The organism is Methanohalophilus mahii DSM 5219, assembly GCF_000025865.1.
Classification (GTDB): domain Archaea; phylum Halobacteriota; class Methanosarcinia; order Methanosarcinales; family Methanosarcinaceae; genus Methanohalophilus; species Methanohalophilus mahii.
Map to the genome: position 1 here is coordinate 1106837 of NC_014002.1, position 19719 is coordinate 1126555.

The window sequence follows — 19719 nt, forward strand, 5'->3', positions numbered from 1 at the left end:
ACATAGAATATTCAATTAATTAATGCCTGTGTATGACTACAATACCCAAATTACCATCAACTGTTACTTCATCACCTGTTTCAATTATCCCGGTCGCATCAGGAATACCGGTCACACAGGGAATCCCGTATTCTCTGGCTATTATAGCCCCATGTATAAGCATCCCTCCCCTTCTCTCCACAATCCCTCCAGCAAGCGGAATGACAAATGTCATATTGGGATCGATGGAATCACATACCAAAATTTCACCGGCATGAATATTGAAAAGGTCTGTATTTTCGTTTATAACCCGCGCAATCCCTGTAACAGAGCCTTTACCTGCAGGCTGGCCCTGGATCTGCCTATCTCTGGCCTTCTGTTTTGATAGGACATTTTCCTGTGTTTGTTTGACGAGAGGAATGTAGGTATCGTTGAGGAGTGCAGCTATAACTTCGCAAGTTTCGATTTTATATTTTATACCCCTTTCTTCCAGCCTGAGTTTGCCATCCCTCACAGAAGATAGGTATTGTCCTTCTATTCTGCCAAGGTATATGTTATCATCATCCCGTAGCCTGTAACTTGCCCGGCCCAGATCTAGGAGTTGGCTGGCCCATTCCCTTTCTTCATCTTTAAAATTAGAAAGAAAATCCATTTCCATCTTTTTTACATCTTTTGAATTTGTCCCTATTGAAACAGGAGCAACCCCAAGTTCAAGGATCAAACGTATGATATCATTTTCTTCTGCAACATAAGCAGACCTTCCGAAATTATCCATGAAATTATCAAAGAGCTCTTTGAATTTTCCTTCCAGAATACCATTTTCTACTTTTCTTCGCAGAGCCGTATCTTTTCTAATCAATTCTGCCATATGTTCAAGTTGCCCATTGCGCCGGATACTCAGCAATTTAGAATCTGCGAGTAAATCCACAAATTCATAAGGATCCTGTGGTTTTACAACATCATTGTAAACCTGGCCAAATAATCTCATCCCATGGGCAAAAGGTATGAACTCTCTGGTGTAGACTTCATCCCATTTTTGGTATATTTCCTGTCTACGAGAGATCTCAGCTGCAAGCTCAACATTGTTGAGTTCATTTAAATTCAAGCCAGATAGAGCATTAGATTGGGAAATCATTGCAGGAATTAAATCCTGTTCTATACGATCGCGTAATTGCTTCAGGTTCTCGAAAGTCCTTTTCAGGGACATGTACCACTGTTTTTCATTGTTTTGTACATTTGTTATTGGTCTTGACTGGAGAGTATACAATTCATTGTTAATTATTGTCCATTCCATGTCCTGAGGCAAACCAAATGTTTTTTCAGAAGAGAGGGCCATTTCATAAATCTGTTTGACCTCATCGGTAGTAAGAGGGGTTTTGTGGGATAATAACTGTGGAATTGACCCCATAGTTGTGCCTTTTTTTGACAATGAAACAATCCGATCCCTGCTTGAAGGGACAATATGCTGCACAATTGAACCTGATAACTTATCCAATTGCCAGCGATCGGGCTCCACATCTCCTTCTACCAATCCCTTGTTAAGCCCGTGAATGGCTTCTATTGTCAATTTGTCCGCATTATTAGGATCTGTGCTGAATACAATTCCTGAAACATTACCTTCTATCATTTCCTGAACCATAACAGCCATTGAACTGTGCTCTATGTCAAGCCCCAGTTCCTGCCTGTACAGAATTGCAGCATCAGACCAGAGGGAAGCCCATACGAGTTTGATGTTTTCCAGTATTTCTTCTATACCTGTCACATTTACATATGATTCGTGCAGACCTGCAAATGATGTTTTGCTTGAATCTTCGCCGGGTGCAGAGGATCGTACAACCACTGACCTTTTAAACAAATTTTTTGGTACCTGTGCTTTGATTGTATCGACTAAAGCCGCAGGCATCGGAGTGTTCATAAACATATTCCTGATACGCAAACCTGCATCCCACATTTCCTCCCATCTCATCTTTGAGAAATCCTTTCTGGCAAATTCTATTGTGAGTTTGCCCTTCAGGCCACTGCAATCCAAAAATTTGTTATATGCATCTGTTGTGACACAAAAGTAGGCAGGAACCCGGAAGTCATTTTCAAGAAGCCTGTGCAAAGAGTAAGCTTTGCCTCCGACAATATTCATATGCTCTTCCCGGATTTCTTCCATGGGAATTACAAGATCTGTCATGACATATCGATCTCCACAACATTCTGGAAACTTGTCGCCACAATATATTTTTCGACCTGAAATTTCATCAGTGCAGATGAAGAGTTCTTAAGAAAACTGCTAAGATAGGGGTGTTTGTTCTGATAGAGATTGACCATTTCAGGGTCTTTATCTATTTCTTCCACCTTTCCCATTGCGTTCAAAACAGTGGCTTCCTTAAAGTCAGATACCGTATTGGATCGATCATCTATCATCAAGGATGCTTGCCGGGAAGAACTCAAATTTGAATATTTCCTTGTAAACTTCGGCGTAACAAAAAGAAGGTACTTGAAATTTTCACTTGCAGCAAAGGCCACAAGATTGGTGTAGGGTTGACCATTATTCTCTGTAGCCAGCACTCCAAGTAATTGATCTGTAAGCAGGCGAGACATTATTTTCTCAGGATCTGATACTTCCATTAGAAACTCCTCATTAAACCCTAAAATAAGATGAGTCGTGAGTATTTATGCGTTATCGATAAGAAATGTGGTTTCAATTGCAATGATTAGGGGAAAGTTTTTAGCCTAATGTATTGAAAATGATTTATAGGGTAATCAGTGCTTTTTAAAATAGAGGAGGGTACAGGAATGAAAATCGTCAAATGCAGGGACCTGGGTTTCAAATGTAATTTCATGGCCACAGGCACTACACAGGAAGAAGTAGAAAAAAAGATGCTTGACCACATCAAACAAGTCCACGGAGATGAACTGGAAAAGATGTCTGAAGACGAAGTAAAGGAGATAAAGTATCGGATATCAACTCTCACAGGACGTGGGTGTGGCTGTGGTGCACTATAAATAATATTCTTTGAATTAATCAATCCGTATTACATCACTTATATTCAAAATTAGCAGGAGCAATTAAAATGACAGATGATCCCCTCGACACTATAAAAGAAGCAGATTCCGAACTTTTTGGTTTAATAGGACAAAGCGGTGAATTGACATTCTCCGAAGAGGGAATACCCCTACAATACAAATTCCTGATTGCAATGGCACTTGATGCATCAGAAGGAGCGGAGAACGGAGTCAGAAACCTTGCAACACAGGCAATCAATAACGGAGCTACAAAGAAGGAAGTGATGCAGGCAGTACGGATAGCCAACTATATTTCAGGAATCGGAAGCGTATATACTGCTGCAAATGCATTGAAGGATATTGTCTGAGACTGCGAGGCAACATCCTTCAGTATACCTTTTGGTGAATTACAGGGTTTTCAAATATTCAATCAGGTCGTTGAGATCCTTTTCTGACATATTCCAGCGCGGCATCGTATAATCCAGTCTTTCCCCCGATGGATCAATTCCTTGTTTAATAGCCATCTTGATGGTTTCATCAGTATAAACCGGATGGCCTTCGTGTTCATCCTCATGATCTTGCTCAGCAGTCAAAGTTTCATAAGTAATATCAGGAGGCACTGCAGTACCCATCATTATCGGCACACCACCTTTTCCATCAACGCCGTGGCAACTTACACAGCTGCCACCATGTACGCTTAACCAGCGAGGACCGCCCTGAAATGGTATTCTTTGTCCATCTTCATTAAAACCCGTATAATATATCATTTCACCGTTACTATCAAATTCGCTGATAATGTCAAAATTCGACGGTGATGATGGAGACGTTTCAAAACCATCCGGATACATAGTTCCCGGCTGTTGCCATCCGTACTGCTGGTATGATGATGGAGTATAAAGGAGATTCATCATTCCAACAAAGATAAACACAACCCCAATAAACAGTAGTAATATCAACATATTTCTTGACAAATTTAATCCCCCATTACATTTAATTCGCTGAACATTAAATAGTAAACGGGCAAGAATCTTATGAGATAAGAACAAACGAAATATATAGACTTCATAGGGAGTAAATACTTGTACTTTGCAAAAATATATGATACCAGAAATAAGAATATGATCGGTGACATATTAAAATAAATAATATTTTCCTTTCATTCAATCAGTTGGATAAATATGAAACCAGATCTTATGGTGGAATTGGTTTTGGGTTTGCCCTTGTTAAAAAGTATATAGAAATACATGGTGGACAAACCTGTGTGGAAAGTGAAGTTGAAAGGGGCAATATCTTCCATTTGGCTATACCTATAAAGGAATATGGTGTGAGATGATGATAAGGAATTTCAGGGGAAAGGAACCGACAATACATGACAGTGTATTTGTTGCAGAATCTGCGGAAATCATAGGAGATGTCAGGGTTGACAGAGACTCAAGTATCTGGTTTAATGCCACAATACGTGCGGATATGAATGAAATAAATATAGGAAAAGGGACCAGTATCCAGGATAATGTGGTAATCCACAATGACACGTCCCGAATGGTCAAGATTGGTGATTATGTCAGTATTGGGCACGGAGCGGTGTTACATAGTTGCAAAATCGGAAATAATGTGCTTATAGGTATGAATGCAACTGTACTTGAAGGTGCGGAAATAGGCGATAATTCAATTGTTGGCGCCAATGCACTGATAGCACCCGGCAAAAGGTTTGGGCCTGCAAATGTAATTACAGGAATCCCGGGAAGAATTAGAAGGGAAGCAAATGATAAAGATATAAAGATGATTGAAGAAAATGCTGCATCCTACATCGAACTTATGAAAGAATACAAGGAACAATGATACCTCCAGAGAAGAGATATCAAACCTCAAGTGCAATTTGCCTGGCAAGCGCAATTCTACATTATCAATATTGTTCATGTATGGTCATATCATAAATGACAAAGTAGTAGGACATCTGCATCAATTTCCTGATTGTTTCTTCGTTATCTACAAGATCCTTTTTCACCAAGCGGGTTCTCTGAAGCCTACGCCTACGGTTGTGGTCCATAAGATTTAAACCTGATTCTAGAAGCTCGTTTTCGATATCGTCTGTTTCTTCAAGTTTTAATCGCATGATCAGGTAACTCTTCCTGGCTTTAAAATTACAAAATTATCTGCCGAACCGTCTTTTGCCAAACCAATATAATATTTGAAAAATTGCATTTGATCACACTGATAAAGCAATTCAGCACTGAAAGGAAAATATTTATATTCACGGCGAAGACAAGTATTACTTGGTAAGGGGGTATTTTATGGTCGATAACGAGCAAGAAATTTTGGACACGGCGTACGATAAGGGTTTTGAGTACGAAAGAAAATATGGTTACTGCTCTCAAGCAGTTCTTTCAGCAATTCAGGATATTTTTGGTGGAATAGATGATGAAGTGATCCAGGCATCCCACTCCCTTGCTGGCGGAGGTTCACTGGATGGTGATGGAACCTGTGGTGGATATGGTGGAGCTATGATGGCTATCAGTGCCTTTTTCGGCAGGAAAAGGGATCAGTTCGGGCAAGGAGACGTTGCGGATTGGATGGATTCATCTAAATTATCAAAAGAAGTTAGAGAAAAATTCATTGATGAATATGGTAGTATCATCTGTAATGATATCCAAAAAGAAATATTTGGTAAGTCCTACAATCTGTGGGATCCCAGGGAGTTTGAAGCTTTTGAAGAAGCTGGAGGGCATGATGATAAATGCCCAGGTGTAACGGGAAATGCAGCAAAATGGACGGCAAAAGTCTTGCTGGATGAAGGCATTGAACCAAAACTGTGAAAATAAAGGTGCCAGATCTATAAAGTGATAATAAAGCACCAATATCTAAAAATTAAATAATGATAAATTTATGATTATGGTCCTATACATTCCTTTTTTTGAGAGACCATCGATTTTGCAAATTTATGCGCTTTTTGCAATCTGATTCTGTCTGGCTGCTCTTTGGCCAAAACACACATATTAGCAAAAGCTCTCATTTCCGGATCATCAGAGTCCTGTAGAATATCCAGTACTTTCCGGGCAACTTTACCCTGACAGTTGAAAGTACCTATAATATTTGCCTCGGATGCCATTTCTTTAGCTGTGGATATCCAATCCAATATCAATCCTGTACCCTCGGGTACCGCATGAGTCATGAACAAAGCAATATCTTTACCAGAAGTTTGATTACTTAAAAATTTCTGCGCTTTTTCTGGCGGATAGAATTGATTGATCGGAAAACCAATAAAGGTTAAATTATAACCATCCAGATTATTAACTTCATCTAATGGTTTCATTTCTTTTTGTTCATCAATCCCATCATAAATTGCTTCTGCAACTTTCTTTGTATTTCCTGTTCGAGTTATGTATGTTATTAACACTTTCATTTACTCGCACCCCACTAAATCCCACAAATCATTAGGGACCAATCATATAATTCATTTTGGATTATACACATTATTATCCGGTATATAGAAAAAACTCATTTATAACTATAAAAAACGAGCATGAAAATACACTGTATTAATATTTAACTTTTTTAAATAATAGTTACCGAATTTTAACCAAAAACTATATAGGTACATTTCTCTGTATAATAAATGGGGGTATATAATGAGTGAGAAAATTGAAAATATACTAATCGCTACTGATGGATCTGAGAATGTAAAGAATGCGGTAGATTGGGGTATAGATCTTGCAAAATCAACCGATGCAAAGGTCAAGGCCCTGTTTGTCATACCGCCTGTAGGTGTTCCTGCTGCAGTCCGTGGAGAAAGTTGGGCTGAAGGAGCGCGTGCCCATTTGGAAAAAGAAGGCAAGGAAGCCACTGAATATGTTGTTGAATTGGGTAAAGCAGCTGGAGTTGAAGTAGAACCAGTTACCGTTGAAGATCATCCATCTGAGGGGATTGTCAACTTTGCGAAGGAAAACAATATGGACCTCATCGTAATGGGAACACTGGGTGCAACAGGTCTAACCCAGCTCTTATTGGGAAGTGTAGCAGAAAATGTCGTCCGTCATGCGAAAACATCGGTGATGGTAGTCCGATAAATAGACAAACAAACTATAAATAATTCAAAGATGGAGTTTTCCATCTTACTATTTTTTAAATCATAATCAGCTAGCGAGTCTCACTTTTTAAAGCAAGTAATCTTAAGCTATCCCGGGAATAGATAAGAAAGTTCCGAACTCTTCGTTCTGCTAATTATATCCCAAAAAAATCATATAGATATAGTGATGAGCAGGGTAATAATGCAGGATAAAATTGTTTTATCCACCACCAGACCACAATGAAAGGAGTTTATAATACCTGATGTAGTTTATTTCCTTGCCCACCAATATATAACAATTGTATATAACTCTTCAAAGTACTATTATCTTATTATTTTTGCCATTTTATTTCTATTTCAATCTCTTTTTGTCCTTTTTCAATTTTGAAACCAAATTCTACGTCCATGTTGCCATCAGGTATCTCAACATGTTCTTGTCCGATCTCTATTTTTCCAGCCTCAATCTGGGTCTTAAACTCATCCAAAAATCCAATAAGTTCCTGTTTATTGTATGAATACTTCTTTTCAATTTCCTTATCTGGTTCTGTCATATTCCCACTCCATGTTTGAAGAATCAGTATATGATATTTAACATAACCTGATATATATTATAATGGGTAAGAAGAGTCGGGAAATTAATCCTCGACGCTGCCACTTAAAAGATAAAACATAAAGCCTGGCATATTGAAGAATATGGGCGGTGTTTGGGAGTGGGGGTACTAAGAAAAAGAATTATCCGCCCATAAACCTCGTTAACCGAAATTGAAGGCATATATTGTATATACATTTTTCTATTGCCAATTTTAATTAAAGTCAAAACATACATAAAAACCAATTAAAATGCTATTGAAAATTCTAATTACATACAATATTTCTGGCCCTTTTGTATATATATAAAGACTTCATTTACTAATTTGGAGTGAGAGGAAAGGGAACTCTCACAAAAACCAGTCGTAATAGGGGTTGCGACTGAAAAGAGGAGTGGGGTACGAGTTGAGAGCATTGGGTAAGGGCCCCTTTGCTCTCAAATCCTCTTGACTATTTGACTTGTTGAAAAGCTAACTGTATTTTTACCATTGCCTGCTTCAGCAATTATTACAATATCCATGCCCGGAAAATAGGAGCGATTAAACGGTTTACAACTCTCAATCAATTAATCGTTTCAGTTCTTTCAGTGAATAAGTGTTAGCAACATCATCCTTTGTAAGCCAGCCCCTACGTGCTTGTCCAACACCGTATTTCATGAAATCCAGTTGTGCAGAAGAATGACTGTCGCTGCTGATGCAAAACTTAAGGTCATATTCTTTGGCTTGTAAAATCAGGTTGTCATTAAGGTCAAGCCTTTCCGGCTGGCTGTTTATTTCCAGAAGTTTACCGTTTTCTGCAGCTGTTTCGAATATTTTGTCAAGGTCAACCTCGTAGGCCTCCCGAATACCAATCTTGCGACTTGTAGGATGCCCCAGCACATGCAGGAATTCATTTTGCAGGGCAGTAATTATCCTTTCCGTCATTTTCTTTTTGGGAGACTTATAACCGGAATGAATAGATCCCACGACAATATCCATTTCCTCAAGAATATCATCCGGACAATCCAAACTTCCATCAGGAAGGATATCGACTTCAATACCTTTCAGGATTTCTATATCAAAATCATCGCGGAGTCCATCTATTTCCTTCCACTGCTCTTTTACCTTATCGGTCCCCAAACCACCGGCGATCTTGCGGGATCTGGAATGATCAGTGATACCAATATACTCATATCCCAGTTTATCGGCCTGTGCGATCATAGAATTGAGGCTATCCGTTCCGTCACTGTAAGAAGTATGGACATGCAGGTCACCCCGGATATCTTCTAACTCCACCAGTGAAGGAAGTGTATTTTTTGCACATTCCAACTCCCCCCTGTTTTCCCGCAGTTCCGGCGGAATGAAACTTAGACCCAATTTTCCGTAGATTCTATCTTCCTTTTTTCCTTCAAGCTTTTTTTTGGAATCCTCTTTAAACAATCCATATTCCGAAAGCTTATAGCCTTTCGAGAGGGCAAGATTTCTCAGTTCGATGTTATGATCCTTCGAGCCTGTAAAATACTGTAATGCTGCTCCATAACTGCTTTCAGGAACCACTCTCAGATCTATATGACCGCCGTTTTGCAATATTATTGTACTGCGCGTCTTGCCCCGGGATTCAACCTCGTCCACATTTTCAAAATTGACAAAAGCATCCATGACTTCTTCAGGATCCGAAGCAACAACCAGTATATCAATATCCCCAATCGTTTCCTTCATCCGCCGCAGAGATCCAGCGTAATCTATTTTTTTCAGGGTAGTATTTTCTTCCATATAGGATATAATTTCTTCAGCCAAATCCGTTGCTTTTGGCAAAAGCATGCGTTCATGGCTTTTTTCGTATTGGGAGATTGCTTTATCCAGATTTTCTTCAGTCTTTTTTCCAAAACCTTCAAGTTTGCGAATTTCCTGATTGTTAATTGCCTCTTTCAGATCGGGGATTGATTGTATGTCAAGTTCATCCATGAGTTTTTTTGCTTTTTTAGGACCAAGCCCTCTGATCTTTATGATATTACTGGCACCTCTGGGAGTTTCCTTTCTGATTTTTTCAAATTCCCGCACAGACCCGGCTTCAATATATTCAACAATGTGGTCTGCAATACGGCTGCCAACACCGGGAATGTTTTCCAGTCCTTCCCTGCCCTTTTTTGAGTAAAGCCCTGAGATGTCTTCCCTCATATCCCCTATTTTTCTGGCTGCTTTGCGGTATGCACGGGGTTTCCACTCTACTTCTTTATATTCAAATATATCCGCAATCTCATAGAGCAGTTTGGCTATATCCCGATTGATCATTTCAGATGTTTCACCTCTTCAACTGTAGTGGCATCCCCAGGCCCTTTGTCATACCTTATTCTAAGGAAACGTGGAAAACGTAGCGCATATCCATTCCCGGAATTTTCCTGACCTGATGTATGAGAGGGACTTGAAGTAATCTCCGATCCAATTACTTCGATGACAACAGCTGGTTCAATATAGTTATCTGGCTGCATATTACTGTCTATCAAGATGTTGACAGGTTTTTTTTCAATGGAGTATTTTTTTAGAAGATCGTTGATTTCCTCAAAGTCTTCATCTTTGAAACCCGTACCTACTTTAGCCAGAGTTTCATACCTTTTTTCACTTTCATTGAGCACAGCACATAACAATGCTCCAAATGAACCTTTGCGCCTTCCTTTACCATAATAACTTCCAACAATCACCAGATCAAAGGTTTCTCTTACATCTTCAATATATTCCTTTTTCCACTTGACCCACAACCAACCTCGTTTTCCCGGCCTGTAAGTGGATTTAGCCTTCACTGACTTGATAATTATACCTTCCATTCCCTTCTCCACACAATCATCGAAAAAATGCTGTATCCGGGAGAAATCTGCACTCACAACCCGACCTGCAAGTTTTACTTTTTCTGTCTCTACGAGATTTTCTTCCAAAACCTGCCTCCTTTCAGGATATGACCATTTCATCAGAGATTTGCCATTGAGATATAAAACATCAAAGAAAAAAACGGTAACCGGGATTTTTTTCACGTATTCCTCAACATGGTACTTTCGCCTGCGCTGCATAAGTTCCTGGAAGGGACGAAACTCCCCTTGCCTATAGGCAACTATTTCTCCATCTAAGACAATTTTTTCAGCTTTTACACTTTCGCGAGCAGCCTCGATGACATCAGGAAACTGTGCAGAAATATAGGTCAACCGCCTTGAAAATGCCTTTATATTATCTCCGTCCACATGTACCTGAACCCTTTCACCATCATATTTTTCCTCAGCTGCCATTGTTCCGGAGAATTTCTCATTAAGCTCCTCCATAGTATCTACCCTGCTGGCTAGCATCATCTGGACAGGTCTGCCAATTTTAATGGAAAACTTACCCAGTGAATCCATCCCGTGATTTGCCAGAGATTCGCCGAGCTGACCGATATCAGTACATATATTGTATGTATCTTCCACTTTAGATGTATTATCCCGGCTACCTGTAAAAGCCAGGGCCAGAGCTTCCAGAAGAAATTTCTCACCAAACCCGAGTCTCAGATTTCCCTGTGCAATACGCATTATATACCGGGATTCCAAAGGCCTGGCCTTTGACAGAACTTCTGCGAGTAAGTTTATCTTTCTTTTTTGACTGCCCTTTCCCGAAATGTCCCTTATCTGCACAAAATGTTGAAAAACATAATTGAGTGTAAGTGAACTTCGCTGTCTCTCATTAAGAGCAGAAGCCACATCTCCCAGATCCCCTTGATTCCCAAATGCTATCTCTACTTTTTCCTTATCCACATTATAGGCCCGGGAGATGGCTTGTATACCGTATTTATCTCCAATTCCCAGGTCGATTTTTTCAAAACGGGGACCGATTGTACCCAGTGCAAGATATGCAGTTATTTTCACTTCTGCCGGCTCAAGACTTTGAAAATGCTCCGCCAGCAATTCAATTATTTTCATATGAGATGTGGAATTGTCTAGTTCTTCATAAAGTTCCACAAGTTTGCGAAATGATGCCATGCCCCACCTCAAAAAATCCTGTATAATCCTTGTGTTTACTACCAGAAATAGTTTTAGATGGTCTCATAGGCGATAATTTTAACAACCATCAAAAAAGAATGATGTATGGAAGGTATGGGGATAATTTATAACTGCGGTGGAAGTAATTATTTCATTCTGGTTTAACCGCAGGTGTCAGAAAGCATAATAGTCTATTCGCATGCCTTTCATTTAATAGGAGTGGGAAACATGAATGGAAGTGCACCTAAATTTTTATCAGCAAGTACTATCGAAAAAGACAAAGTCGAAGACCTAAATGGTGAAGATATTGGCCATATAGAAGAACTGATGATTGATCTTGACTTTGGTACGGTTGCCTATGCAGCCCTTTCCTTCAAGGACAAGTTATTTGCAGTTCCCTGGGAAGCATTGTCTCTGAAAGAAGGAGAGCATAGGTTTGTATTTCATCACGACAGGTCTCTGCTTGAAGAGTCGGAAGGATTTGACAGAGATAATTGGCCTCTGTCCAATGAGCGCAAATGGCTGACAGATGTCTATTCAAAATATGGATTTGCTCCTTACTGGGAGAAATAATCTCCCAGTTAAGGTTTGTACTGGATAGTATTTCTCACACTACACTTTGTTTTCCTATCAGAAGATCAGTGTACCAATAATACGTGCAATACGATAAGTTTCTTACAAACAAAAAACAGCGTAAGCTCTGGCCTTTTGCATAGCATTGAATGAATTGTTAGTATAACTATATTTTTATTCAGAAAAAGCAAACTTTAGAATAATACATACATATAATTTAAGGAAAGTATGAGATAGTGGGAACATCACCGCTATAATGTTCCCACTTTCGTACCACCACTCAATTCAGCCGCTCCTTCTCTAAAAACGATCGGCTTCACATATAGAGAGTTACATACCCACTACTCTCCTTATTATATGATGTGAATCCATCAATAAATAAATTATGGACCATATTTATTAGAATGTTATTCTTTGGACAGCGAATGCTACTGAAAATTGTTTTTCAAATTCAGTCAGTCCTTGATTAAATATTCCATAAACCAATTTCCTGCAACCTTAGCTACCTCTTCCAGTGCTCCTTGTTCCTCGAAAAGATGAGTAGCTCCAGGGATTATCTGGAGTTCTTTCTTGCAGTTTAACATTTTTAATGCCTCACGATTCATATCTATAACCTGATAATCTTTCCCTCCAACTATCAGAAGGGTAGGTGTTTCTACATCCGGAAGTGCCTTTTCTGCCAGATCAGGTCTGCCCCCTCTGGAAACCACTGCACCAATTTTGTCTGAACGTTTACTGGCTGCACTAAGGGCAGCTGCAGCACCTGTACTGGCTCCAAAGTAACCGATATTCAAATTTTTGGTAGCCGGGTTTTGGAGGACCCAATCAGTGGTTCCTATAAGACGTTCAGAAAGAAGATCTATATCGAATCTCAAATGTGCAGTAACATTGTCGATTTCTTCCTCTTCTGGAGTTAATAGGTCAAAAAGAAGTGTGGCCATTTTGTTCTGCCGCAGCATTTTTGCAACAGTTTTGTTACGTATACTATGCCGACTACTTCCACTACCATGGGCAAATATCACAATTCCCTCAGCACCTTCAGGTATTTCCAAATCACCCTCAAGGATAAAAGAATCCATCTGGATACGTACAGTTTCCTGGATTTCATTAACAACCATATTTAGTCCTCCTCTGATTTTTGTAATGCCATACTTTTTTCCAGCATATCACAGACTTCCTCATCGGTTACCTGCCTGAACTCCTCATACCAGGCACCTACACCATAGAAAGGTTCCGGAGTGGCGCCACAAATTATATCGTCAACTTCCCTTTCAAAAGTCTTACATGTATCTAAGGAGGCAACAGGCACAGCAATTACTATCTTTGATGGGTTTTTGGAACGCAATGCTTTAACCGCAGCTAGCATAGTGGCCCCCGTAGCCAAGCCATCATCAATCAGAATCACAGTACGATCCTTTACTTCTGGACGTTTACGGTCTCCCCTGTATAACCGTTCTCTTCTTTGAAGTTCTCCACGTTCATCAGCTGCAACTTTGGCAATCGTTCTATCGGAGATACCAAAAGACCTGATTATATCCTGATTCAGTACACGGATATCTTCAGAAGCAATAGCGCCCATTGCCAGTTCTTTATTCTCCGGGACTCCGAGTTTCCGAACCAGGAATATATCCATAGGTACATTCAGTTGTTTTGCAATTTCATATGCAACCGGAACTCCACCCCTGGGAAGAGCAAGCAAAATAACGTCCCTTCTGTTTGCATACTCACTTAATTCACCAGCCAGTTTGCGCCCGGCATCCACCCTATTCTTGAATATCTGCATGATCTACCCTCAACTCCCATATTGATGTGGGTGACACAGCTATTTAGGAATTGTCCATCAATAGATTACCTGTAATAATTATAAATGCAAATATTTTGAAATTGGAATTCATAACTTTTTGCAGTATGGCTTGCAACGCGATTTCTGCTAACATTAGCCCAAATATACCAGCTTTTACTTGTACAATAGAACAAAACTTAAAATTGCAGATTTATGCTATTTTAACTGATAATTAGCAGCAACAACTTACAGCAAAAGCAGAGATATTATCAGTAGCATCTAGTATCCCTAATTCGATTAAAACAATCACACAAAACTATATGCGGAAAATATGTGTCTATCATTAAAAAACGACAGGCAGCATCATTCCTGAATAAAAAAGAAAAAGATTTTTAAAAATAAAACAATTATGCCAGAGAATTATTCTTATCTGCTATTTCATCGTTTAGTGGATTAAGTTCATCGTGATATGATTCTATATAATTAGAAACCTCTTCTGCTTCTGGATATCTGGCAATATGATAGATAGCATCCCCTTCATGAACCAACGGCAGATTTGTCTTTCCGATTACAATCCCAAAAACTGAACTCATAACTTTTGTTTCAAACTCACCCAGAGGGTCACCTACATATGCCAATAAGTCTCCTTTTTTAACCAACGCCCCCAGAGGAGAAATCGAACGTAATATTCCGCTTTTAGGAGATCGAATCCATTGAGTTGATTTGGAAATGACAGTCTCGTAACCTTTCCTTTTTCTGGCCTTTGTCCTCATACCTAAATGATGCATAACTCCAAGTACACCCCTTACACCTGCTCGAATTGCAACCTCATCAAAACGAAGGGCTTCACCTGCTTCATATAATAGAAATGGTATATTTTTCTCACGGGCGGCTTCACGCAATGAGCCATCACGCAGTTCAGTATTAATTATGACCGGGACGCCAAAAGCACGGGCTAAAGATTCTGTTTCTGTATCATCTACCAGGCATGCACGTATCTGAGGTAAATTATTCCGGGCAACAGCTCCCGTATGAAGATCGATTATATGACTGCAATGCTCTACTATTTCTATCATCAAGATGTTTGCCAGTCTGGATGCCATTGAACCTTTTTTAGAACCCGGAAAAGAGCGGTTCAAATCCCGCCTATCCGGTAAATAACGAGACTGGGAGACAAAACCAAATACATTTACAATTGGTATGGTAATAAGAGTGCCTTTGATATTATTGATTGTCTTATGTGCAAGGACACGACGAATAATTTCTACACCATTAATCTCATCCCCGTGAATAGCAGCACACACGAGTAGGCAGGGCCCGGGTTTGCGTCCATGTATAACATGAACTGGCATTGAAGCCGATGTATGGGTATAAAAGCTGGGAATCGGCAATTCGATGGATTTCCTTGTTCCTGGCTGGATCGTATACCCTGCTATTGTTATTGGTGGTTGCATCGATTAACCTTTTCCTCTAGTTCTAGTCTTACCAAATTTACTGTTTTTCTCAATATAGTCTATTACCATGCCTGCGATATCTTTACCAGTAGTCGATTCTATACCTTCCAAACCGGGACTGGAGTTTACTTCCATCACCACAGGGCCGTGATTGGAACGTAAAAGATCAACACCTGCAACATTAAGCCCCATTATTTTTGCAGCACGCACAGCAGTAGAACGTTCTTCAGGTGTGATCCTTATAGAAGTTGCCGTTCCACCCCTGTGAATGTTTGAACGGAATTCACCTTTTGGCCCCTGTCTTTTCATGGATGCCACAACCTTACCCCCAATAACAAAACAGCGTATATCAACTCCCTTGGATTCCTTTATGTATTCCTGCACCAGGATATTTGCATTTACACCCATAAATCCTTCAATAATACTTTCTGCGGCTTTTTGTGTTTCTGCAAGTACTACACCTATACCCTGTGTACCTTCAAGAATCTTAACAACAAGTGGAGCGCCACCAACCATCTTCACCATATCTTTTACATCATCGGGTTTGCTTGCATACACAGTCACAGGCAAACCTATACCCCTGCGGGAGAGTAACTGTAAAGAGCGTAATTTATCCCTGGAACGGGTAAGCGCAACTGATTCATTCAAAGGAAAAACACCCATCATTTCAAATTGTCGCAAAACTGCAGCACCATAGAATGTAACAGATGCACCTATACGGGGAATTACCGCATCAAAATCGTTCAATTCTTCACCTTTATAGTGAATGGAAGGTTTGTGAGAAGTAATATTCATGTAAGCACGCAATACATCTATAACCTGAATTTCGTGCCCTTTCTCTTCTGCTGCTTCAATTAAGCGACGAGTTGAATAAAGTTTCTTATTCCTTGACAATAAAGCAATTTTCATTCGTTTACCTCAGGTTTTAGCCCATATAATTCATATAATGATCTTTTATCCAGTTTTCCACACATAAATGATGCAGTCGGATTTACCATTACTCTATTCTTAAGTGCATTACGCCCCAGTAACATCTTGAAACGCATAGTATCCCTGCCAGTAAGCGTTAGTTCAATGGGGTATATACAAGTGTCAAAAACAACAGGTGTTTCGATGACATAACGCATCTCCTTATGACCACCAGAATCGGTCACCTGACGTCTATCCTTTAAAGGCGTTTTGCATTCGACATAGAAATTCAGGTTTTTTTGAATGGGGTGAACCAGAAATCGGACCATATCAATATTGTTCTCTCTGTAAAGCTCGATATCAAACGCATGTAATGCAGATGTTCTGGCACCTGTGTCGACTTTCGCTTTTATGGCATGCAGTCCTAATTCGGGTAGTGCAACCCACTCTCTCCATCCAAGCATTAAAGCCTGTTCTTTTTTATTCATAAGACATCTTCGCGGTGAAATTTTTTCGACCTATCATTCTATGGAAAAGGATCTACTCCTTAACAAAAATTATTTTTACACAGATCATATATCAATTTCTATAATTTTGAGATGCAAATCCAATTTGGAGTATATATATGTTTTTACAGGTGCATTTATTGATTTGAATATACACTTAATTCAAAATGTTTAATAAAACAGGCGATGTCAGATATTGCAAAAAATCAGATTGTGGATAGAGTGGTAGTACGAGATAAAAGTTACTTTTCGTTTTGTTTATCGCCAATTGTGATATATCTATTGGAAATCGTGCCTCTAAGGAATCATAAGCCTGTACTTTATCTTATTGAAAGCATAGTAGCAGGATATTCACAAAATAGCAATTGTTTCAAAGACACAGGAGAAGAATAAGCCCCAATTGCACTATAATCCAATGAATTGTTCATGAATAATATTGTTCATAATTAATGAATCCAGATTTTTTTATATAGATGCGAATCCTAGTGTATATTATAGGAATTATATGTGGAAAATCATGATCCAAAAAAGCAAAAGCTCCGGAAAGGGCACTTTTAAAAGCCATCCAGCATGTTATCTTACAGCAAAAGCAGGAATATTGTCAGTAATATCCATATTTTTCTGGCACATATTTACACATACAGGTGCTAAAATGGTCCATACTTTACAAGCTGCTGGTATCATGATAGAGCCCGCCATGTTTGGTGAACTGTTTCAGTATCCGATATACGCAGCAATAGGACTCTGTGCATGGGCAATGATTATAATTGCACTGGCAGCCACACCAATAATATTCAATAGTCGTTTATTCTCATACAGGAAAAATATTCCTATCATTCATCCCGGAAATTAAGCCAATCTCCAGGAAATATGGGTATCATATTTTTGACGAAAATTTTCCATATTGCCTTTTTTATGATCAAAATCACTTTCACTGAATTTCATAGTGAATGTACGATCCCATAATCACTCAATGAAGACTGAAAAGTGGTGAAATTGAGTGTTAACTAAATCCAACCAATGTTTTCCGCTAACTTCATCAGGAAAACCGATGGAACATAATCAAAATTAACCTGAGTGGTATTGAAATATTAAACTACAGAACAGAAATAAAAATAGGGATTTGGGAAAGTACCCAAATCTTTTTTTGAATGAACAGAAGATTTAAACTACTTCACCGAATGCGAATTTACGCATTACTTTGGTGACTTTAACAGTAACTTCATCGCCGACTTCGGTGTTTGGAACAAAGATGACAAAGCCGCTAACTCTTGCGATGCCGTCTCCTTCTCTTGCGATATCTTCGATGGTCACTTCATAACTTTCGCCAGCTTCTACTGGTGCACTTGAATCCATATTGTTAAACAAATATTACACGTCCTTTCTAATGAAGCTTAAAACAGATAAATAACTAGTTGGAAAACATAGGAGAATAGTAAATACGGTAAAAGTAAAAACGTATAAACCTAATATTTATCTCAGTAGCCTTAATCCATTGAAAGCAATTCTTAGTACGAGGTTATGGTATATATACCTTTTGAATAGGGAGGTGTGAAAATAAAACCTCCCTGTGGCAGGATTATTTCTTCTCTTCCGACAACAGAATTTTCACAAGGGCAGCTGCAACATCTACTGAAGCATAATCTTCTTCCAGTAAGTTTTCGACCCAGTGCTCATAATTGCCAATGTGTCCATAATCAATAATCTTCTTGACGTTTTGTGACAGCATTTCTGCTCTGATATCTTCAACATCACTCTGGGAAGGAACATTTTTCCTTACGATCTTCACATTTGTGTGTTTCTGTATAGTTTTGATCTTACGAATGTCCTTACCAAAAGCAAAGGTGATTGCAACTCCCTCTTTGCCTGCCCTACCGGTTCTGCCTATCCTGTGGACATATGATTCCTCATCCTGGGGAATGTCATAGTTGAAAACAGCCTCAATACTCTCCACATCGATACCACGGGCAGCAACATCAGTTGCAACGAGTGTCTCAATTTCCCCTTTCCTGAAATTGGACATAACACGTTCCCTTTGTGCTTGCCTCATATCACCATGCATGCCATCTACAAGATAACCTCGTGCCTTGAGGGTTTCAACCTGTTTATCGACATTTTTCTTGGTATTACAGAAAACAAGAGATGACTTGAAATTGTAAATATCTATTAAACGGCACAAAACTTCGGTCTTTGCATTGTCTTTGACTTCAAAATAGTATTGTTCAATCTGGGGGACCGTGAGTTTCTTATGAACCGTCTTTACCATCTGGGGATTTTGCTGGTATTTCTTTGTGAGTTTAATGATTGGCTTGGGCATTGTGGCAGAAAATAGAACTGTCTGTTTCTTACCGGGAGCACGACTGAGAATGAATTCAATGTCCTCCCTGAAACCCATGTCAAGCATTTCATCGGCTTCATCCAACACCACCATTTTCACATCATCAAGTTTCAATGTCTTTCTCTGGAGGTGGTCCATAATTCGCCCGGGAGTACCAATTACAATGTGTACTCCTCTTCTCAATGCCTTAATCTGCCTGTCTATTGGCTGACCACCGTAAACAGGTAACATTTTAGTATTCTGATATTTGGCAAGTTTGCTCATCTCCTCAGCAACCTGATTTGCCAGTTCTCTGGTTGGACAGAGGACCAATACCTGGACTTTCTTACTCTTGACATCCAGCATTTCAAGAGCAGGTATCCCGAAGGCAGCAGTTTTACCGGTACCGGTTTGTGCCTGTCCGATTACATCCTTACCTTCCATAAGATAAGGAATCGATTGGGACTGAATAGGGGTGGGTTCCTCAAAACCCATGTCTTCAACTGCACGTTCAATGTCTTTCGATAAATTCAAATCTTTAAAAGTTAATGATTCCATGTTAAAGTTCCTTTTATAT

The 19719-nt window shown here is 39.4% G+C and carries 23 protein-coding genes; 8 read left to right on the forward strand and 15 right to left on the reverse strand.

All coding sequences use genetic code 11. From position 1 onward, the window contains the following. Positions 1–19: 19 nt before the first annotated feature. Both MMAH_RS10675 and MMAH_RS05415 read right to left on the reverse strand, forming a co-directional pair. Positions 20–2158, reverse strand: coding sequence for a PEP/pyruvate-binding domain-containing protein (locus tag MMAH_RS10675; protein ID WP_013037530.1), 2139 nt, complete (start codon positions 2156–2158; stop codon positions 20–22). Continuing rightward, positions 2155–2595 (reverse strand): pyridoxamine 5'-phosphate oxidase family protein, encoded by a 441-nt coding sequence (locus MMAH_RS05415; protein ID WP_013037531.1) that lies wholly within the window; start codon positions 2593–2595, stop codon positions 2155–2157. The genes MMAH_RS10675 and MMAH_RS05415 overlap by 4 nt, the downstream gene beginning before the upstream one ends. Positions 2596–2763: 168 nt before the next feature. Here MMAH_RS05415 and MMAH_RS05420 point away from each other — a divergent pair, with 168 nt between their 5' ends. Both MMAH_RS05420 and MMAH_RS05425 read left to right on the forward strand, forming a co-directional pair. Next, the gene (locus tag MMAH_RS05420) at positions 2764–2973 is read left to right on the forward strand and encodes a DUF1059 domain-containing protein (protein WP_013037532.1); all 210 of its coding nucleotides are present in this window, start codon (positions 2764–2766) and stop codon (positions 2971–2973) included. 68 nt (positions 2974–3041) lie between these two features. Beyond that, positions 3042–3341: a carboxymuconolactone decarboxylase family protein gene (locus MMAH_RS05425; RefSeq protein WP_013037533.1), complete on the forward strand. Its 300-nt coding sequence runs from the start codon at positions 3042–3044 to the stop codon at positions 3339–3341. Positions 3342–3380: 39 nt separating this feature from the next. Here MMAH_RS05425 and MMAH_RS05430 read toward each other — a convergent pair whose 3' ends face one another. Next, positions 3381–3944: a c-type cytochrome gene (locus MMAH_RS05430; RefSeq protein ID WP_245526197.1), complete on the reverse strand. Its 564-nt coding sequence runs from the start codon at positions 3942–3944 to the stop codon at positions 3381–3383. A 176-nt stretch (positions 3945–4120) separates the two neighbouring features. Between MMAH_RS05430 and MMAH_RS10340 the strand changes: the two genes are divergently transcribed. Both MMAH_RS10340 and MMAH_RS05435 read left to right on the forward strand, forming a co-directional pair. Further along, positions 4121–4306 (forward strand): ATP-binding protein, encoded by a 186-nt coding sequence (locus tag MMAH_RS10340; RefSeq protein WP_281033910.1) that lies wholly within the window; start codon positions 4121–4123, stop codon positions 4304–4306. Further along, positions 4306–4812 (forward strand): gamma carbonic anhydrase family protein, encoded by a 507-nt coding sequence (locus tag MMAH_RS05435; RefSeq protein WP_048902138.1) that lies wholly within the window; start codon positions 4306–4308, stop codon positions 4810–4812. Before MMAH_RS10340 ends, MMAH_RS05435 begins: the two co-directional genes overlap by 1 nt. A 64-nt stretch (positions 4813–4876) precedes the next feature. Here the strand turns inward: MMAH_RS05435 and MMAH_RS05440 are convergent, their stop codons facing one another. Continuing rightward, positions 4877–5086, reverse strand: coding sequence for a hypothetical protein (locus tag MMAH_RS05440; RefSeq protein ID WP_013037536.1), 210 nt, complete (start codon positions 5084–5086; stop codon positions 4877–4879). Between the two features lie 178 nt (positions 5087–5264). On the opposite strand from MMAH_RS05440, the gene MMAH_RS05445 reads away from it, so the two are divergent. Continuing rightward, positions 5265–5786: a C-GCAxxG-C-C family protein gene (locus MMAH_RS05445; RefSeq protein WP_013037537.1), complete on the forward strand. Its 522-nt coding sequence runs from the start codon at positions 5265–5267 to the stop codon at positions 5784–5786. A gap of 74 nt (positions 5787–5860) precedes the next feature. Here the strand turns inward: MMAH_RS05445 and MMAH_RS05450 are convergent, their stop codons facing one another. Beyond that, a complete protein-coding gene (locus MMAH_RS05450) occupies positions 5861–6373 on the reverse strand; it encodes a flavodoxin family protein (protein ID WP_013037538.1) in 513 nt (170 codons plus the stop codon). Between the two features lie 226 nt (positions 6374–6599). Between MMAH_RS05450 and MMAH_RS05455 the strand changes: the two genes are divergently transcribed. Further along, positions 6600–7037 (forward strand): universal stress protein, encoded by a 438-nt coding sequence (locus MMAH_RS05455; protein WP_013037539.1) that lies wholly within the window; start codon positions 6600–6602, stop codon positions 7035–7037. Positions 7038–7368: 331 nt separating this feature from the next. On the opposite strand, the gene MMAH_RS05460 is transcribed toward MMAH_RS05455, so the two are convergent. The 3 genes from MMAH_RS05460 to MMAH_RS05470 all read right to left on the reverse strand — a co-directional run bounded on the left by MMAH_RS05460 (position 7369) and on the right by MMAH_RS05470 (position 11600). Next, entirely contained in the window at positions 7369–7587 is a 219-nt protein-coding gene (locus tag MMAH_RS05460) for an amphi-Trp domain-containing protein (RefSeq protein WP_013037540.1), read from the reverse strand. A 594-nt stretch (positions 7588–8181) separates the two neighbouring features. Further along, positions 8182–9894, reverse strand: coding sequence for a DNA polymerase/3'-5' exonuclease PolX (gene polX, locus MMAH_RS05465; protein ID WP_013037541.1), 1713 nt, complete (start codon positions 9892–9894; stop codon positions 8182–8184). Continuing rightward, positions 9891–11600, reverse strand: a complete 1710-nt coding sequence (locus tag MMAH_RS05470; RefSeq protein WP_013037542.1) for an ATP-dependent DNA ligase — start codon at positions 11598–11600, stop codon at positions 9891–9893. The genes polX and MMAH_RS05470 overlap by 4 nt, the downstream gene beginning before the upstream one ends. A 228-nt stretch (positions 11601–11828) precedes the next feature. Between MMAH_RS05470 and MMAH_RS05475 the strand changes: the two genes are divergently transcribed. Beyond that, the gene (locus tag MMAH_RS05475) at positions 11829–12173 is read left to right on the forward strand and encodes a PRC-barrel domain-containing protein (protein ID WP_013037543.1); all 345 of its coding nucleotides are present in this window, start codon (positions 11829–11831) and stop codon (positions 12171–12173) included. 455 nt (positions 12174–12628) lie between these two features. Here the strand turns inward: MMAH_RS05475 and MMAH_RS05480 are convergent, their stop codons facing one another. From MMAH_RS05480 to MMAH_RS05500, 5 genes are all read right to left on the reverse strand, one after another. Then, positions 12629–13291 carry a dienelactone hydrolase family protein gene (locus MMAH_RS05480; RefSeq protein WP_013037544.1) on the reverse strand — a complete coding sequence of 221 codons (663 nt, stop codon included), beginning with the start codon at positions 13289–13291 and terminating at the stop codon, positions 12629–12631. A 2-nt stretch (positions 13292–13293) separates the two neighbouring features. Next, positions 13294–13956, reverse strand: coding sequence for a phosphoribosyltransferase (locus MMAH_RS05485; RefSeq protein WP_013037545.1), 663 nt, complete (start codon positions 13954–13956; stop codon positions 13294–13296). Positions 13957–14363: 407 nt separating this feature from the next. Next, positions 14364–15410, reverse strand: coding sequence for a succinylglutamate desuccinylase/aspartoacylase family protein (locus tag MMAH_RS05490; RefSeq protein WP_013037546.1), 1047 nt, complete (start codon positions 15408–15410; stop codon positions 14364–14366). A gap of 3 nt (positions 15411–15413) precedes the next feature. Beyond that, a complete protein-coding gene (rimK, locus tag MMAH_RS05495; RefSeq protein WP_013037547.1) occupies positions 15414–16319 on the reverse strand; it encodes a 30S ribosomal protein S6--L-glutamate ligase in 906 nt (301 codons plus the stop codon). Then, complete coding sequence (locus tag MMAH_RS05500) at positions 16316–16807, reverse strand: ATP-dependent zinc protease family protein (protein WP_013037548.1); 492 nt, start codon at positions 16805–16807, stop codon at positions 16316–16318. The genes rimK and MMAH_RS05500 overlap by 4 nt, the downstream gene beginning before the upstream one ends. A gap of 535 nt (positions 16808–17342) precedes the next feature. On the opposite strand from MMAH_RS05500, the gene MMAH_RS05505 reads away from it, so the two are divergent. Next, complete coding sequence (locus tag MMAH_RS05505) at positions 17343–17678, forward strand: hypothetical protein (RefSeq protein WP_157198701.1); 336 nt, start codon at positions 17343–17345, stop codon at positions 17676–17678. A 311-nt stretch (positions 17679–17989) separates the two neighbouring features. On the opposite strand, the gene MMAH_RS05510 is transcribed toward MMAH_RS05505, so the two are convergent. Both MMAH_RS05510 and MMAH_RS05515 read right to left on the reverse strand, forming a co-directional pair. Next, positions 17990–18181, reverse strand: coding sequence for a TRAM domain-containing protein (locus MMAH_RS05510; protein ID WP_013037550.1), 192 nt, complete (start codon positions 18179–18181; stop codon positions 17990–17992). A 223-nt stretch (positions 18182–18404) separates the two neighbouring features. Then, positions 18405–19700: a DEAD/DEAH box helicase gene (locus MMAH_RS05515; RefSeq protein ID WP_013037551.1), complete on the reverse strand. Its 1296-nt coding sequence runs from the start codon at positions 19698–19700 to the stop codon at positions 18405–18407. Between the last annotated feature and the right edge of the window lie 19 nt (positions 19701–19719).